General features: G+C 48.0%; 15 protein-coding genes and 1 pseudogene. 9 read left to right on the top strand and 7 right to left on the bottom strand.

From position 1 onward, the window contains the following. Window positions 1-33 precede the first annotated feature (33 nt). Complete coding sequence (locus tag ACOJS8_RS23930; protein ID WP_420151080.1) at window positions 34-2,079, top strand: tetratricopeptide repeat protein; 2,046 nt, start codon at window positions 34-36, stop codon at window positions 2,077-2,079. 30 nt (window positions 2,080-2,109) lie between these two features. Here ACOJS8_RS23930 and ACOJS8_RS23925 read toward each other — a convergent pair whose 3' ends face one another. Further along, on the bottom strand, window positions 2,110-2,250 hold the full coding sequence (locus tag ACOJS8_RS23925) for a hypothetical protein (RefSeq protein ID WP_420151079.1): 141 nt from the start codon (window positions 2,248-2,250) through the stop codon (window positions 2,110-2,112). A 55-nt stretch (window positions 2,251-2,305) separates the two neighbouring features. Between ACOJS8_RS23925 and ACOJS8_RS23920 the strand changes: the two genes are divergently transcribed. The 4 genes from ACOJS8_RS23920 (at window position 2,306) to ACOJS8_RS23905 (ending at window position 5,763) form a co-directional block, all read left to right on the top strand. Beyond that, window positions 2,306-3,463, top strand: coding sequence for a zinc-dependent alcohol dehydrogenase (locus ACOJS8_RS23920; protein WP_420151078.1), 1,158 nt, complete (start codon window positions 2,306-2,308; stop codon window positions 3,461-3,463). 54 nt (window positions 3,464-3,517) lie between these two features. Further along, window positions 3,518-4,555, top strand: coding sequence for an SDR family NAD(P)-dependent oxidoreductase (locus tag ACOJS8_RS23915; RefSeq protein ID WP_420151077.1), 1,038 nt, complete (start codon window positions 3,518-3,520; stop codon window positions 4,553-4,555). 220 nt (window positions 4,556-4,775) lie between these two features. Next, window positions 4,776-5,300 (top strand): hypothetical protein, encoded by a 525-nt coding sequence (locus ACOJS8_RS23910; RefSeq protein WP_420151076.1) that lies wholly within the window; start codon window positions 4,776-4,778, stop codon window positions 5,298-5,300. Between the two features lie 142 nt (window positions 5,301-5,442). Further along, window positions 5,443-5,763, top strand: coding sequence for a hypothetical protein (locus tag ACOJS8_RS23905; protein WP_420151075.1), 321 nt, complete (start codon window positions 5,443-5,445; stop codon window positions 5,761-5,763). 92 nt (window positions 5,764-5,855) lie between these two features. Here ACOJS8_RS23905 and ACOJS8_RS23900 read toward each other — a convergent pair whose 3' ends face one another. The 3 genes from ACOJS8_RS23900 to ACOJS8_RS23890 are packed head-to-tail and all read right to left on the bottom strand — an operon-like array spanning window position 5,856 to window position 9,115. Then, window positions 5,856-7,295 (bottom strand): alpha-L-fucosidase, encoded by a 1,440-nt coding sequence (locus ACOJS8_RS23900; RefSeq protein WP_420151074.1) that lies wholly within the window; start codon window positions 7,293-7,295, stop codon window positions 5,856-5,858. Between the two features lie 48 nt (window positions 7,296-7,343). Beyond that, entirely contained in the window at window positions 7,344-8,375 is a 1,032-nt protein-coding gene (locus tag ACOJS8_RS23895; RefSeq protein WP_420151073.1) for an AraC family transcriptional regulator, read from the bottom strand. Beyond that, window positions 8,372-9,115: a helical backbone metal receptor gene (locus ACOJS8_RS23890; RefSeq protein ID WP_420151102.1), complete on the bottom strand. Its 744-nt coding sequence runs from the start codon at window positions 9,113-9,115 to the stop codon at window positions 8,372-8,374. Before ACOJS8_RS23890 ends, ACOJS8_RS23895 begins: the two co-directional genes overlap by 4 nt. Window positions 9,116-9,255: 140 nt before the next feature. Here ACOJS8_RS23890 and ACOJS8_RS23885 point away from each other — a divergent pair, with 140 nt between their 5' ends. From ACOJS8_RS23885 to ACOJS8_RS23870, 4 genes are all read left to right on the top strand, one after another. Further along, window positions 9,256-10,101, top strand: a complete 846-nt coding sequence (locus ACOJS8_RS23885; protein ID WP_420151072.1) for a GLPGLI family protein — start codon at window positions 9,256-9,258, stop codon at window positions 10,099-10,101. A gap of 37 nt (window positions 10,102-10,138) precedes the next feature. Further along, entirely contained in the window at window positions 10,139-13,135 is a 2,997-nt protein-coding gene (locus ACOJS8_RS23880) for an outer membrane beta-barrel protein (protein ID WP_420151071.1), read from the top strand. A 155-nt stretch (window positions 13,136-13,290) separates the two neighbouring features. Then, entirely contained in the window at window positions 13,291-13,524 is a 234-nt protein-coding gene (locus ACOJS8_RS23875; protein WP_420151070.1) for a hypothetical protein, read from the top strand. 285 nt (window positions 13,525-13,809) lie between these two features. Then, window positions 13,810-14,718 (top strand): LysR substrate-binding domain-containing protein, encoded by a 909-nt coding sequence (locus ACOJS8_RS23870; RefSeq protein ID WP_420151069.1) that lies wholly within the window; start codon window positions 13,810-13,812, stop codon window positions 14,716-14,718. A 91-nt stretch (window positions 14,719-14,809) separates the two neighbouring features. On the opposite strand, the gene ACOJS8_RS23865 is transcribed toward ACOJS8_RS23870, so the two are convergent. The 3 genes and pseudogenes from ACOJS8_RS23865 to ACOJS8_RS23855 form a co-directional block, all read right to left on the bottom strand. Then, a complete protein-coding gene (locus ACOJS8_RS23865) occupies window positions 14,810-15,040 on the bottom strand; it encodes a hypothetical protein (protein WP_420151068.1) in 231 nt (76 codons plus the stop codon). A 12-nt stretch (window positions 15,041-15,052) separates the two neighbouring features. Continuing rightward, complete coding sequence (locus tag ACOJS8_RS23860) at window positions 15,053-15,634, bottom strand: hypothetical protein (RefSeq protein WP_420151067.1); 582 nt, start codon at window positions 15,632-15,634, stop codon at window positions 15,053-15,055. Window positions 15,635-15,864: 230 nt separating this feature from the next. Then, window positions 15,865-16,119 (bottom strand): annotated as a pseudogene (locus ACOJS8_RS23855) (M42 family peptidase); the annotation flags it as partial.

Below are 16,119 nucleotides of genomic sequence, written 5' to 3'. Positions count from 1 at the left end.
AATTACCCTGAAATAGACAAGTTAATTGCTATTATGGCCAAAAAAAAGCAAACGCCGAGCGCTGGTAATACACGTCCGGCTAATGAAAGAGCGGCAACGCCCAAACCCGCTCTAACGCCGATAACGAATCCTGTACGACCAGCTACAGGGCGTTCCGGCGACACTACGGCTCGCACTCCTCTACGACCAATAACGAAATCGACCGAGTCTGCATCGACGGCTCCTGACCTGCCTATTGAATCGCGTCCTGTGGTTTGGTGGCCATCCATTGTTCTGGGAGTCATTGGATTTCTGCTCTACGTCAATACATTCGGCCATCAGTATGCGCTCGACGATATTGCTGCCATTGGTCAGAATCTGTTCGTTAAGAAAGGTATCGCCGGTATTCCGGATTTGCTACGTACCGAATTCTGGCATTTCAGCAATATTTCGCTTGGGTATTACCGCCCGTTGTCGCTCATTACGTTTGCGCTGGAACAGGAATATTTTAAAGACAATCCTCATATCAGCCACATGATTAATGCTGGTTTGTATGGATTAACAGGGGTGGTGATCGGCGTGCTGCTTCAGAAATGGCTGTCGGCTCAAACTATTACGGCATTTTTAATTGGTTTGCTGTTCATTGCCCATCCCATTCACACGGAAATTGTTGCCAACATCAAAGGCCGCGACGAAATTCTGAGCTTCCTGTTCATTTCGCTGATGCTGCTTTCCTACTGGCGCTATCTGGAAACAAAGGAAATGGGCTGGATTTCTGGCGCTTGCATATCGCTTTATCTGGCTTTCCTATCGAAAGAGTCTTCCATTGTAAGTCTGGCACTGATTCCTGCCATGCAATACTGGTTTGCCCGTCGCACCATTGCGCAGTCGCTGGTAAGTTTATGGCCTTTTCTGATCGTAACGGCTATCTTTTTCTACCAGAAAAAGCAGATGATCGGTACGTTGAGCGGTACACCACCCGTCGATTGGGCCAATTATCCGTATGCCATTGAAAAGACGCAGAAGTCGACCATGTTCAAGTTTCTGATGTACTACATCCGGCTGATTATTTTCCCGCATCCTCTGGTGTACGATTATTCCTATAACGTAATTCCGTCGGGTGGTAAAGGAGATATGCTGACCTGGGCGGGATTCGTTACGTTCATTGGGTTAATCTGGTTAGCCTGGAAGGGATTCATTAAGCGAACACTCTGGGGATTTGGTATCTTCTGGTTCTTCGTTACCATGGCGCCCGGATTGGGTTTTATCTGGTTCCGGGGCGGGATTTTTGCCGAACGCTTTACATATGCGGCTGTAATGGGCTTCGCTTTTGTATTGGTCTGGACCTTGCAGAAGTTTCTGATACGTAATGAATCCGCACAACCGACCGAGCCTGAGATAACGACTCAGCCTGCCCTGGCGCGCTACGTACCGATGATAGCCATCGTCGCTGTAGTGGCCGGATTATATTCATTTAAAACCATCGAACGGAACCCCGACTGGGAGAATAACTTCGTGCTTTTCAACTCGGCTTTGCCCTATGCGCCCAACAGTTGCCAGGTGCAGCGGCACGTAGCAAACGAGTGGATTGAAAAAGGATTGAAGGACCGCGCAAAGGCCGATTCTATTGCTAATGCCACCAATGCCTTGAAACCGAAGCCGTCGCCCGAACAAATCAAAAAGGCTCAAACTTTAATTGATAGCAACATTGCCCGGGCCAATACGCATGGGCGCTGGGCGCTCGATCATCTGCAGGAATCAACCCGAATCTACCCGAGCTTCGGCGAAGCATACTTCTCAATGGCGTATGTGTTCCAGAAAATTACCCCAAACGTGGATTCTGCCAAGTATTACTATAAGCAGACCATGCGGGCGGCAAATGCCTATGCACCTGCCTACAACAATTTGGGTGTGATTTACCAGAACGAAGGAATTATGCAGAATAACCGTCAGAAACTGGAACTGGCTTCCTACTACTACAATCGATCGATGGTCGTGAATCCGGCTTACGTTGACGGTCAGAATAATCGAAATAATTTGTTTAAAGCCACCGGTATTGACGTGAAGGTTTTGCCTGATTCTATTATCAATAAATATTAATATCACTTTCTCTGACAGAGAAAAGCCCGCTCATCGAAACCGATAGCGGGCTTTTGCCTTTTCGGCAATGACTGATACGTAGTAAAATTGATAATCGAATCGCTGACTATCAATCGTTTTGTCTCCTTTTTCCTTGTTAATCAGTCCACTAACTAGATTTGTCGAAACCATGTCCATAAGAGTTAGTTAGAGAAAACAGAATCTCAACGTTTTTTGAACAGCTCTTATGAAGGCAGCAGTTTTTCACAAAGTCGGTGACATCCGCCTGGAGAATACCGATGACCCACGTATTGAAGAATCCAGGGATGCACTCATCCGCGTTACGTCAACGGCCATTTGCGGCTCCGATCTGCATATCTACGATGGCTTTATTCCCCAGCTTCAGAACGAAGTACTCGGCCATGAGTTTATGGGCATCGTTGAAGAGGTAGGCTCGGGCGTAACAAATCTGAAAAAAGGTGATCGTGTTGTGGTCCCTTTTACCGTTGCCTGTGGGCAATGCTTTTTCTGTCAGCATAATCTGCAAATGCAGTGTGAAAACTCAAACCCTGAGCATTACGGGCCTGATGGTGGGCTGCTGTCACAAAAAGGAGGGGGGCTATTTGGCTATACCGACCTTTACGGTGGTTATAACGGTGGGCAGGCTGAATATGTGCGTGTACCCTACGCCGATTATGGGCTGCGCCACGTACCCGAATCGCTCAAGGATGAGCAGGTGCTTTTCCTGACCGATATTTTTCCTACGGGCTGGAGCTCCATCGAATGGGGCGAGTTGAAAGGTGGCGAAACCGTAGCCATTTTTGGTTCGGGACCGGTGGGGCTTATGGCACAGAAAGCGGCCTGGATTCAGGGGGCAGGGCGTGTGATAGCTATTGACCCGCTTGAATACCGACTGGAACGGGCAAGGCGTGTGAACAAAGTCGAAACCATCAACCCCGACCAGGTAGATCCTGTCGATGCGATCCGGCAAATGACCGAAGGGCGGGGTGCCGATCTCTGTGTCGATGCAGTGGGTATGGAAGCGAACCGGTCGTTTCTGGAAAAGGCCAAAGCCGTCGTAAATCTGGAGAAAGGAACAACGAAAGTGCTGGAACTGTGCTTTCAGGCCGTACGGCGGGGCGGCATTGTTTCAGTCGTTGGCGTGTATGGTAGCCCATCCGACAACTTCCCGATGGGACGCGTATTCGATAAGGGTATTACCATACGTAGCGGCCAGTCGTTCGTACACAAAAATATCGACTACTTACTCGACCTTGTGGTGCAGGGTAAAGTTGTACTCGACGATGTTATCTCGCATATTTTGCCGCTGTCGGAGGTTTCACGCGCCTACGATATGTTTAAGAACAAGCAGGACGATTGTACAAAAGTTGTGCTGAAACCTTGATTATTAACGTGTTTAAAGGAGAACCTGAAAATTGATATTTTAACAAACTCAACTATGGAAAATCAAACGGGGAAAACTGTTCTTATTACCGGTGCCAGCAGTGGAATTGGACGGGAACTGGCCCGACTCTTTGCCAAGGACGGCTATAAACTGGTGGTTGTAGGACGTAACGCTGAGATGCTGGAACAGTTAGCCGCAACCCACCGGAATCAGTACGGTACCGAAACAACAATCATTCAGAAAGATCTGGCCGATACTAAAGCCCCTGAAGAAATTTATGCCGAAACCCACGGTAAAGGCATTCATGTTGACGTACTGGTCAATGACGCGGGCTTTGGCGAATATGGTCAGTTTGCTACTGAAACCGATCTGCAAAAAGAACTGGACGTAGTGCAGGTGAATGCCGTTGCCTTAATGCACCTCACTAAGCTTTATGTCAAGGATATGGTGAGCCGTAATTCGGGTAAAATACTGATGCTGGGATCCGAAGTGTCGGTGGTCCCGAACCCAATGATGGCAGTGTACGGCGCGACGAAAGCGTTTATCAAATCCTTTTCGGAGGCCATACGTAATGAATTGCAGGGAACCAACGTAACAGTTACGGTACTGATGCCCGGCGCTACGAATACCAACTTTTTCAATGCAGCAGGGGCGTCTCATGTCAAAGGAGCTGATCCGGCCAAAACGGCTAATCCAGCCGACGTTGCCAAAGAAGGTTATGACGCTTTGATGCAAGGCAAAGACCACGTCGTAGCGGGCTGGATGAACAAAGTGCGCGTGGCCGCAGCCCATGTATTGCCTGATCCCTTGATAGCGGCTAACACAAGGAGTGACATGATGCCGAAAAATGAAGCTGATACCAAACAGAAAGAGCAACTGACTCAGTTAGCCATAGGTGTAGGCGTCGTAGCGGGTGTCATTGCCGGACTTTATTTTACGTATCGTCAGGCAAGCCCTTACGACAAAATGAAATACCGATATAAAGCGCATAAAGCAGGTACATCGGCTAAAAAGGCGCTGGCCTCCACTGGCAATTCGATTAAGGATGCCTACAACAAAGCAAAGTCGGTGGCCGAAGAGCAAATGACGTAATAGATACGTTTTGCTTTGGTAGTCATATGATGATTAAAGCCAGACATAAGCGCTTATGTCTGGCTTTTTTGTGCTTAATCACCCACTAAGTAAATCTTTCCAGGAAATTAAAAACTTTACAGATATTGCGTAGTTGATTCCTGCAAATGTTGAAAAGCAGGCTTACAGGGGTTGTCTACAAAAGAAATAAAGAGTGTAAGTCTGATCAAATGATATCTCTATGATCCTTTCATTTACCGCTATTGATGCAAGCGCACAACTGCGGAATTTTTTCTATCAGCAGGAGGAACTGGAAAATGCTCTGGACATTTTGAGCGCCATTGCGTCTCAGGGCGATACCTTACTGAATGCCTGCATTATTGATGAAAAAAGCCGTCTTGAACTTCCGGTTGAGGCTTTTGATGGGCAGCAGTTTTCCGATTCGATTAAACAGCTGGAAAAGCAATGGCAAACCGTTTTAAGTGAATCAACAAGAACGACCGAGGAGAACGATACGTGGTACGTTGAGCTAACACGGCAGCGGGTAAAGCTCTATGAAGATAGATTGGATCAGCTGACAAAGACCATCAATCAGTTGGAAGTATTGTATCAGCACACCGAGGATTATATGTTTAATGAGCGGTTGCGAACAAATTTAATAAACCGCTATAGCTCGCTATTGGCCCAGTATGGTCACTACAGAACTCTGGCTCAGGCTGGCCAGAAACAGGCATTGGAAAGGCTAAGTCTGCTGGAATGCTGCTGAATGCAGCCTGATCTACGTAGTAAAGAGCTGCCATATCTTTTGCTTCTATAGTCATTACGGCCCATTTCCTTACTGGGACTAAACAACTTATTGGCGCTGTAGGTATAGAATTCACTGTGAACCCTATACCTACACCGTCAGTATGAAAGTAATCGTCGATGTTATTGATCACTCCGACTGGATAATTCGGGGTTGGAAAATCAAATTCCTGCTTTCGGATAGGTTGCTTCACCAGGTGAGACTGCTGTCGAGAGCCGACGATTGGTACGAAGATCCAATTGTAACCGACACCTGGATAGCCAAGATGGAAATTTGCTTTAATAGTATCCAGCAGTTCTACAATACGTTCGGTTTACTGCCTCATATTGGTGACCGACTCTTTAATGAAGAATCAGGTTTCGTCGTTCAGGATCGATCGATCGATGGTGGGCATAAGCAAATAACCTTTACCCTCAGCATATAACTGAAATCCGGCTGATGGCGCCAGACAGTAAGGATAGCTTAATACCCCCTACAAGGCTGGAATCGAATGTAGGGGGTATTGAGCTGAAAAGTCTATCCGATCTTTAATACCCATACAGGTTGTCCGGCGACCTGCTTACGGACTTTCTCGGGAATTGCTACGTTCCAGCCCGCTGCTGTTTTCGTTGCCTTAAGCGACTGGCTTGTACCCAGAATTGTTACTTTAGCCGTTGAGGACGTAGTGATGGATGGCAGCGATAAACTGGCCGGAATCTGCGTTTCCGAATCGGTAGGTAAGTACGAAGCATATACAGATTTTCCATTCGACGTGAAAGCCCACTGCCCCTGTCGATACGGCGCTACCGGTTTCGTATTGTAGATTGACTCGCCGTTAACAGCCATCCATTTGCCTATTTCCTGCAATCGCTGATAGGCTTCCTCATGCCACTCACCATCTGGTCCGGGAGCAACGTTGAGCAGAAGATTTCCGTTTTTGGCCACAATATCGACCAGCGTTTGCACCCATTTTCGGGCTGATTTATACGTCTCTTTCGGAATGTACGACCAGCTATTGCCCATAGTCATACAACTTTCCCAAGGGATGGGCATATAATGGTCCGGAATCGATTGCTCAGGCGTTACGTAGTTTTCAAACTCACCTGATACGGTCCGATCCACGACCAGTAGGCCGGGCTGGTTCTGACGGGCCATTCCAGCAATACGGGCCATGTCGATATCCTGATTATATGGAATAGTACGTTGCCAGCTAATGGTCGAATCGATGGTGCTGAACGGACGTACCCAGCCCCCGTCGAGCCAAAGGATATCCACTTTCCCATAGTCGGTCATCAGCTCCTGAATCTGATTGTAGGTAAAGTCAGAGAATTTCTTCCAAAGTTCTGGATACTTTTTAGGATCGTAGCTGACGTTACGATCCTTAGGCGGAAAGTAAGGCCACCAATAGTGTTCGGTATGCCAATCCGGTTTGGAAAAGTACGTGCCGACCATGAAATTCTGTTTGCGAAAAGCTTCGAGAATTTCTTTTGTTACGTTGCTACGCGGGTTCGAGGAGAACGGTGTTTTTTTATCCGTGATTTTATAATCGGTCTGTTTGGTATCAAACATGCAGAATCCGTCGTGGTGCTTGGTCGTGAAAATCATGTATTTCATTCCTGCTTTCTGAGCCGCGTCAGCCCATCGTTCCGGATTGAATTTGACAGGATTAAACGTCGTCTGGAGGTTTTCATACGCTTTTTTGTACTCGTACCAATTTCCGGCGTGCGGACCTTTCCGTTCGCACCAGCCTTCGTCTTCCGGACAGAGCGACCAGGATTCAACAACGCCCCATTCGCTATAGGTACCCCAGTGCATCAGCAAGCCAAATTTTATGTCCTGCCAATTCTGAAGCTTCTTTTTAACCTGTTCATCTTTTGGCCAGACGTATTTATCGTGTTTCTGTTCGGAATGTTGCTGAGCGAATACTATAAGAGGAAATAGAGCGGTGAGCGTAATGGTAATAAAGTGTTTTTTCATCAATCAGGTTGTGTTTGGTTCCTATAAAAAATAGTGCGATTTCATCTTTTATGCCTGCGCATGTGCAAGCCGAAAGGCGCCCGGCGTTTGACCTGTCCATTTCTTGAACGATCGGAAGAATACGCTCGGCTCGGCAAAGCCGAGCAAATAAGCAATATCGGTTGTACTGAGGTTGGGTTCGCGAAGATGGCTGAGTGCCAGTTCTTTACGGGTTTCGTCAAGCAATTGCTGATACGACGTACCGGCTTCTTTCAAATGCAATTGAAGTGTGCGTATGCCCATGGCCATTCGATCGGCAACGATAGCTAATGTGGGTTCTTCGCCTTTCATAATCGCAACGATCTCCGACCTGACCCGGCTACTCAACGACGGCGCTTTAAGCCTGGCAAGAATTTCGGTTGCGTGTTTTTCAAACAGTATGGATAAGGCAGGGCTGGCGTTCAGTACGGGTAAATCGAGCAGCGCTGCGTCAAATACCATAGCGGTTACGTCGGCATCGAACGTCAGTTTAGCGGGAGCAAATACACGCTCGTGCTCTCGAATGTCGGCTGGGCGTGGATAAGCGAAGCGGATTTCATCGGCTGTAATCTGAAGTCCGCTCAACGCTCGCATGGCCGACAAATAAATTGACAGCTCGGAGTTAAGTGTATGTTCTGGATAAATGATATCGTGGCTGACGATACGTAACGATAGAACAAACTGATTGCCCGATGGCGTTAATTGGCCGCTTGTAACAACACCCTCGCAAACAATATCCTGGTACTGACAGAGTTTATCGAACGCGCGGCCCAGGGTAGGGCTGTGCATCATGACATAAGCCAGCACACCAATCGCCACAGGATTCACAATTTCGCCCAATTTGAGCGCAATGGTAGAGTCGCCGGTAGTCATTACAATTTCCCGCCAGAGCGCCTGTACCTGCCGGATCAGAACCCGGCCATCCGGATCGCGTAGCTGTTCGGGAGTAATGCCTACCCTGCGCGCCAGTGTATCCGTATCTACACCCTGCTGCCGGGCCGCGAACAAAATCAGGTTAATAGAAGCAATGGAGAGCGTATCGCCTGCCTGGTCTCGAATCATTGAGGAGAAGTTTCGATACGCAAGTTCTTAAAATAGTTTGAGGCCCGCAATAATCGGCTACCATACCACGAAAACATCTCGCCATCTACCAGTTGGATTTTCGCCGACGGATAGATGGCCTGAAACTCCGTGACGTGTTTGTGAGTAAATGGGTAAGGCTCTGACGATAGGAAAATTAACTCGGGGTGAGCGGCCTGAAGAGCTGCAGACGTTACGTCTGGATAGCGAGTCAGGTGGGCAAATGCGTTACGAAAACCCGCTATTTCCAGCATCGTATGAATAAACGTATCATTGGCCGCAACCATGTAGGGTTTTCGCCAGATCAGGTAAGCAACGGTTGGACGATAAGCCGTCAGGACTGGCTGAAAAGATGATTCAATCTGACAAGCCAGAGCTTCGGCTTCCGGCTTTTTGCCAACCAGGGTACCTACCTCCCGAATCATGCTGAGGGCATCGGGAAACGTGTTTACATCAGTTACATGAACAGCATATCGTTGCTGGAGTTCTTCAATTTGATCACGTGTATTCTCTTCCTCATTCGCCAGAATAAGCGTTGGTTTTAAGTGGTGAATCTTTTCAATATCCAACGTTTTCGTGCCGCCGACGATAGCCTTGCCTTTGACTTTATCGGCCGGATGAACACAAAACTTTGTGATGCCTACGAGTTCGTCATCCAGGCCCAGGTCAATTAGTAATTCGGTTTGTGAGGGAACGACAGAAATGATACGTAGTGAATTCATCATACCAGAAGAGCTAGAGGCACCAGGCATTCGCCGACTAAAAAAACCGACTCAGCATTCGTTTAAACGCTTTCAAAAAGATTCTGTCTAAAAGTCGGAAAAAATGTGCAACGTTTACTTTCAGAATAACTCATTCGGCCATGAAACGATCCTTATTCACCATTCTTATTACGGCTTTGTTTGCTCCCCTGATGTATGCGCAGACAGCAGCTCCGGCATCTGGTAAGATTACGTATGAAGGGCTACGCCAGATCGATTTTTCGCAGATGCGCAGATTTGGTCCGGGCGGAGAAGCCAACGCAACCGAACCTTCGGAAGGGGCACCTGAGGTAGTAAACTTCACGCAGAAGCTCGTTTTTGCGGGTACAATGGCGAAAGAAGAACGCGACCGTCCGCAAGGTATGATGATGCGTCGAAATAGGAGCGACGGTGGCCCAGGGCAGAATGGACCCGGCAGTTCGGGTGACGGAAATCGTCCCTGGCGGGGTGGTAATGGACAGCGTATGACTCCTCCCTTTGAACAGACAACCTTTCTGGATCTGGCGAATCGGCAACGCATCGACGTATTGACCGTAAAAAAAGACTCGGCGACCAGCCAGACGTACCGTACCGAGCGACCAATGCCAGCCGCAACGGATTGGAAAGAGACCGACAAAACCAAAAAAATTGCAGGTTACCTGTGCCACAAAGCCACGGCTACGCATCGTAAAGCCACCTATACGGTTTGGTACACAACGGATCTACCTTTTACGTACTCGCCCGTTGCGGATCTGACTCCACCCAAAGGCGTTGTTATGCAGATTGAATCGGATAACGAGTCGTACAAAGCAACGAACGTATTGGTAGAAGCCGTTGCTGAGGCCACGGTACAGCCACCGAAAGAAGCCAAAGTCGTCTCTACTGAAGAAATGGAACAAATACGTCGGAGAGGCATGGCCGATTTTCGGCAGAAAATGATGCAGAATATGCCAATGCCACGGAACTAGCGCGGAGAAATGAAGCGTATATAATGCCTGATATGAAATGAGCAAGTATCAAAGTAAGTTGAAACGATTCCTGTACGGAGTATTCTTTATTCTTCATTCTTCCTTTTTCATAAATGCCGCGTTTGCGCAATCGACCATACAGGGCACCGTCGTCGATTCGCTGACACGTAAACCCCTGCTGGAAGCGTCTGTATCGCTGATGCTGGCCCGCGATTCGTCGCTTGTTTCGTTTGGGATTACGGATGGAGACGGAAAGTTTGTGTTTCCGAAAATTGCGGAAGGCCAATACCGGGTTTTAGTTACGTATGTTGGCTATCGTAGCCGGGTTCAGCGAGTTTCTGTGACAAAAAACGATCCGGTCGCCGATGTCGGCACAATTGACATAGTGGCTCAGTCGCAGACGCTGATGGAAGTGTCGGTGCAGGGCGAAAAAGCGCCGATTGCCGTCAAAGGGGATACGCTGGAATTCAATGCCGGTTCGTTCAAAACCCGTCCGAATGCACAGGTCGAAGACTTACTCAAGAAACTTCCAGGCGTCGAAGTCGATCGGGATGGCACGGTAAAGGCTCAGGGACAGTCCGTTACGAAAGTGCTTGTCGATGGGAAGCCTTTTTTCGGCAACGATCCGAAAATGGCTACCCGGAACCTTCCAGCCGATATCATTGATAAGGTACAGCTGTTTGACCAGTCATCGGAGCAGTCGACTTTTTCGGGCGTAGATGATGGCGACCGCGAAAAAACCATCAACATTACTACCAAGAAGGATAAACGGAAAGGTACGTTTGGCCAGCAGTCGATTGCCGCCGGACCCAAACCTGATGATAATGCACGTTATTCGGGCCGGGTCAGTCTGAGCCACTTTAATGACGGTCGACAGATTTCGGTGCTGGGGATGGCCAATAACATTAATCAGCAGGGCTTTACGGCGCAGGACCTCGGCCTTGGCAGCAACTTCGGAGGGGCTGGCCAAGGACAGGGCGGAAGCGCCGGTGGCGGAGGGAACGTAATACGAGGTGGACAAAACGGTGGGGGAGGAAACGGAGGTGGCCAGGTTGGTAGCAACGCCATTACACAATCGTGGGCGGGTGGGATTAATTACCGCGACGGTTGGGGTAAAAAGATTGACGTTGTCAGCAGTTACAACGTCAGCAATACCAACACGCTGACCGATCAACGTAGCGTTCGGACCAACGTAATACCGACGGGCGTTACGTCGGGCGGAACAAACCCGTCTGATTCAGCCTCTGCTTTTGTTCGAAACCAGGCCAATGGCTCTGACAATACGAACACGAATCACCGAATCAATCTGCGCCTTGATTACCGACTCGATACGTTGACCACCATTCGGGTCATTCCGAATTTGTCGTGGCTGAACTCAAACTATAACAATTTTAGCCAGTCGCAGACAACCAACGCAGAAGGCGTATTGACCAACACCAGCCAAACGAACTACAACTCGGCAGGCTCTGGCTTCACGGGCAACAATTCGATTTTATTGTTACGTAAGTTTCAGAAAAAGGGGCGTACCTTTTCGGTGAACTGGAACGTAGCGATGAATGACCAGGATAATGAAGGGGTCAATAAGTCGATTAATACGTTCAATGGGTTGTCGACTACGTTAGCGACCGGAACCATCATCAGAGATTCCACAGGATTGGTTACGCAGACAATCAACCAACGTAACAATCAGCAGACGCGCTCAATGACTAACAGCGTGAATGTGAGTTATACCGAACCGCTCTCGCTTCGCCAAACGCTTGAGTTTCACTACAATCTTTCGAACAATCACAATACGTCCAATCGGTTTGTAAATGACTTCAACGAAGCAACGAGCCAGTACGATTTGCTGAACCAGGCCCTGACAAACCGCTTTATAAATGATTATATGACGAATCGGGCGGGGCTGACCTGGCAAACAAGACGGCTGAAATACAGCTACGCCTTTGGGGTGGATGCGCAGCAGGCGAGTTTGAATTCCGATAACCTGAGCCGCGATACAAATCTCAACCGAACCTTCAGGAACCTGCTCCCCAATGCTCTGTTTACGTACAATTTCGGTAAGGGGCAACGGCTACGTATCAATTACCGCACGCGCATTAATGCCCCTTCTGTGAACCAGTTACAGCCGGTGGCTAACAACACAAACCCACTGAACATTCAGTTAGGTAATCTTGATCTACAGCCCGAATACGGCCATACCGTATCGCTGAATTATAACAAGTTCAATTCGGCTACGTTCCGCAATATGTTTGTCTTTCTGAACGCGAGCCGAACTGACAACAAAATTGTTAACTCAACCGTGTTTTCGGAAGCGGGCGCACAAACTACCCGACCGATCAACACAGATGGGTATTACAGCCTTAACGGATCGTTTGTGTGGGGCCAGCCTCTCAAACTGGGAGCACAGAAAACGAATCTGAATCTATCGACGAACGTAACGTACAACCGGGGAACGAGCTTCATTAACGAGCAGTCTAATCTGGCGAAAAACTTTCTGATTGGGCAAGGCATCAGCCTGAGTTCAAATTTTACGGAAAAGTTAGACCTGAATCTGTCGGGAAATATCAACTGGCAGTCTGCCCGTTACTCGCTACAGCCGAAGCAGAACACAAGCTTTCTGAATCAGACTGTTACGTTGGATGTATTCTACCAGCTTCCGCTCCGGTTCACGTTCGCGACCAATGTGTATTACAACCATTATGGGGGTAGTTCGGCTAGCTATAATCAGTCGTATACGCTCTGGAATGCTACGTTGTCCCGGCAGTTGTTTAAGCAGAATCAGGCCGAAATCCGGTTCCAGGCGTTTGATCTGCTGAATCAGAATCAGAGCATTGTACGGAACGTAACGGATACGTACACCGAAGAAGTACAGAGCCGGGTATTGAACCGTTATTTCATGATCAGTTTCGTGTATAACCTGCGTCGGTTCGGGGTAGGGGCTACAGCGCCAAGAAACTCATTTGACCGATCGTTCCAACAGAACAATGGCGGTAACAGAGGCCAGGGACGTAATGGCTTCCGTCAGAATGAGTAGCGTAATCGTTCCGATTGAACTGATAGAAAAAGCGATCCCGGCCTGCGCCGGGATCGCTTTTTCTGTTCTGGTACTATTCCAATCACCTGCGTGTTCGATCCGCTACTAATGAGCGATTGCTACTTGCTCTGGATGATTCAGCAGTACTTTTTCAAATGAGTCAGATAAAGAAGCTTGTTGCGGTCGATATCTGCGTTTTTTTCTACGTCGTGAAAGAGTTACTTTCCAGAGAAAATGCCCGTGAGTGCATCGGTACGGTAGAAGCCCGGTTGAAACAGCAAATCTGGTACAGTGCGGCCGCCGGTATGGAGTATCTGAATTTCAATCGGCACCCGATTTTAAACCGAATTATATTGTACCCAATATCTGTTCCATTATACGCTGGCTGAGTGGTGGGGAAGGGTTCTCAGCTATTCCTGATTTTTTATGCCGAAGTGAACTGGAACGCGGATTGGTAAAACTAGTATGGGAAGAGAAAAAAGTGATTGAAAACGCGCTTTATTTCGGCACCCGCAAGAAAACTATAGGCTGAAGAGATTGGATTGGTCGGATTCAACAGCTTTTTGAAACGCACAATCGCTAAATCAGTTAAAGTAGCTGCGTAAGTATAATCTTAAGACAGACCGTACTACCCATTTGCTGATATACTTTGCAGCAGATTAACGAATCGTTTGATGAATATTCAACAGTTAGAATACATTGCCGCCGTCGATAATTTTCGTCATTTTTTACAGGCCGCTGATCATTGCAACGTAACGCAGCCCACGCTGTCCATGATGATCCGAAAGCTGGAAGATGAATTGGGGGTAAAGATTTTCGACCGTACCAAACAACCGATTATACCGACGGCCATCGGTCGTCAGATCATTGATCAGGGGAGAGTGATCTTGCGCGAAGCCGGGCGGCTCAGTGAAATGGCCCGGCAATATAACGGCGACTTATCGGGTGAGCTGAAAATAGGGGTGATTCCAACCATTGCGCCGTATTTGCTGCCTCATTTTGTGCAGGCTTTTATTGGGCAATACCCCGATATTCGGCTGCACATTTCGGAGATGATAACCGAACGTATCGTTACGGAGCTAAAGACAGGTAATCTGGACGTAGGCATTGTTGCGTCGCTGTCTGATGATCCGACCTTGCAGGAGATTCCGCTTTATAAAGAGCGGTTTTTTGCGTACGTCTCAGAGAAAACCGGTCTTTATAACAAACAGTACATTCTGCCCGGCGATATCGAACCCAACGAACTCTGGCTTCTGGAAGAGGGACACTGCTTCCGAACCCAGATTCAGCAACTCTGTGAATTAAGTCGAAACAGTACATTTGGTTATAGCTTTAACTACCGTTCTGGAAGTATCGAGACACTCATGCGGATGGTTGATCGTAATGGTGGTATCACTATTTTGCCCGAACTGGCGGTGCTCGAACTTCCGGAAGATCGCCGGAAATACGTACGTAGCTTCCAGTATCCCGAACCAACTCGTGAAGTTTGTCTGGCCGTTAATCGTGAGCAAGTCAAAACCCGGCTAATCGACGTACTGAAAGCGTCCGTTCTCGAATACGCACCAATACCGAAAACCTCATAACGTATCAACGACAACGTCACTACGTTCTCACCGGGCTTCGTCGAATGAGAACGTAGTGACTTTATCCATCAAGCTTGAAACAGGAACGTATTCAGTCAGAAATCTTTCGGGAGTTGAATTGCTGCTCATTGGTACGTATCGCATTCGCCAGATTGGCCAGATACGCTTTTCCTTCTTTTTGATACTGATCAATCTCGGTTTGCGTCAGGTAAATTTTTATCTCGTACAAACCGACCGAGCCAGCGACTACCGTAAAAACCAGATCGCCTGACTCGTTTTCCGCTAATGTATAATTCCAGCTTTCTTTGGCTAATTCTTTCATAAAATCCATTGCTTACAAATCCGATTCAACGTATTTACCTTTCGGTATACGGTCGACTACGGCTTCTGAATAGCCCGTTGGCAGTTTACCTCCGGGCAACCAAAGCGAATTGGCCCCCATTTCATTGCCCGAAGGTAAGCGAACATGTAATTCTACGGGATTGGGAATATCGATTCGGGCTAACGGTTTTCCTTGCCAGCTACCCGCCGGAATCCCTAATTCGACCTCAATGGCCGATACGTTCTTCGCGGTTTTTTGCAGCATGGCGTCCATTTCCTGCTTTGCCATCACAAATTGGGTGTTATCTGGATAACCCAGCAAATCCCGGCCGTAATCGTCCAGCGACTTTTTCGTAACCAGATACGACGCCCCATTTTTAAACAGCGACAGTTGATACGTAATGTAAGGCGCTTGCAGATACACTGACGGATCAGGCCGTTGACCTTTTGGAATAGCCAGGACTTTCTGCGAATCCCAGCCGTTAATCCAGGATTCGGCTAACGTAGGGGCCGATGGAATTTGGTGATCTGTGCAGGCCCAGGCCAACGCCGACAGCATGACCGCCAGCAACGATTTCATAAAGGACATCTTCATAAAAGCAGGAGATTGAATGAGTGGAGAATTTGATACGTATATGCGAATCGAACTGACTATCAGGTCGGATTCTGATGAGACTCAAAATTAGATAAACCAGGATGGGCGTATACTTTATATTGTCTCAATTGAGTAAACGGTGTATTGAATTGATTGGACAAAAAAATAAGCCCGTTCTGGAACGGGCTTATGAATGGGTAGTAACAGCAAATGGTGCTGGGCTACTCTGTCTATTTAATATACCGGAAATCTTCGTCACCTTTTAAAGACAACAACGTTTCGTACATCAGCTTGATTACGTTCTGTACGTCGTCCATATGAACGGTTTCGACGGTCGTGTGCATGTACTTCAGCGGGAGCGAAATCAGCGCGGAAGCAATGCCTTCAGTCGCGTAGGCAAAAGCGTCGGTATCCGTGCCGGTCGAGCGGCTAACCGCCTGACGCTGGAAAGCAATTTCTTTTTGTTCTGCTACGGCAATCAGATA

Source organism: Spirosoma sp. (assembly GCF_048594605.1).
In the GTDB taxonomy this organism is placed as follows: Bacteria; Bacteroidota; Bacteroidia; order Cytophagales; family Spirosomataceae; genus Spirosoma.
This window is presented reverse-complemented; position numbering and strand designations above follow the sequence as displayed.

Excerpts from the sequence above, each read along its gene's own strand:
- ACOJS8_RS23920 (WP_420151078.1), top strand. The coding sequence starts at position 2,306 with ATGAAGGCAGCAGTTTTTCACAAAGTCGGTGACATCCGCCTGGAGAAT.
- ACOJS8_RS23880 (WP_420151071.1), top strand. The coding sequence starts at position 10,139 with ATGAGCAAGTATCAAAGTAAGTTGAAACGATTCCTGTACGGAGTATTC.
- ACOJS8_RS23900 (WP_420151074.1), bottom strand. The coding sequence starts at position 7,295 with ATGAAAAAACACTTTATTACCATTACGCTCACCGCTCTATTTCCTCTT.
- ACOJS8_RS23925 (WP_420151079.1), bottom strand. The coding sequence starts at position 2,250 with ATGGTTTCGACAAATCTAGTTAGTGGACTGATTAACAAGGAAAAAGGA.
- ACOJS8_RS23895 (WP_420151073.1), bottom strand. The coding sequence starts at position 8,375 with ATGATTCGAGACCAGGCAGGCGATACGCTCTCCATTGCTTCTATTAAC.
- ACOJS8_RS23910 (WP_420151076.1), top strand. The coding sequence starts at position 4,776 with ATGATCCTTTCATTTACCGCTATTGATGCAAGCGCACAACTGCGGAAT.
- ACOJS8_RS23870 (WP_420151069.1), top strand. The coding sequence starts at position 13,810 with ATGAATATTCAACAGTTAGAATACATTGCCGCCGTCGATAATTTTCGT.
- ACOJS8_RS23875 (WP_420151070.1), top strand. The coding sequence starts at position 13,291 with ATGAGTCAGATAAAGAAGCTTGTTGCGGTCGATATCTGCGTTTTTTTC.
- ACOJS8_RS23860 (WP_420151067.1), bottom strand. The coding sequence starts at position 15,634 with ATGAAGATGTCCTTTATGAAATCGTTGCTGGCGGTCATGCTGTCGGCG.
- ACOJS8_RS23915 (WP_420151077.1), top strand. The coding sequence starts at position 3,518 with ATGGAAAATCAAACGGGGAAAACTGTTCTTATTACCGGTGCCAGCAGT.
- ACOJS8_RS23885 (WP_420151072.1), top strand. The coding sequence starts at position 9,256 with ATGAAACGATCCTTATTCACCATTCTTATTACGGCTTTGTTTGCTCCC.
- ACOJS8_RS23890 (WP_420151102.1), bottom strand. The coding sequence starts at position 9,115 with ATGAATTCACTACGTATCATTTCTGTCGTTCCCTCACAAACCGAATTA.
- ACOJS8_RS23930 (WP_420151080.1), top strand. The coding sequence starts at position 34 with ATGGCCAAAAAAAAGCAAACGCCGAGCGCTGGTAATACACGTCCGGCT.
- ACOJS8_RS23905 (WP_420151075.1), top strand. The coding sequence starts at position 5,443 with ATGAAAGTAATCGTCGATGTTATTGATCACTCCGACTGGATAATTCGG.
- ACOJS8_RS23865 (WP_420151068.1), bottom strand. The coding sequence starts at position 15,040 with ATGAAAGAATTAGCCAAAGAAAGCTGGAATTATACATTAGCGGAAAAC.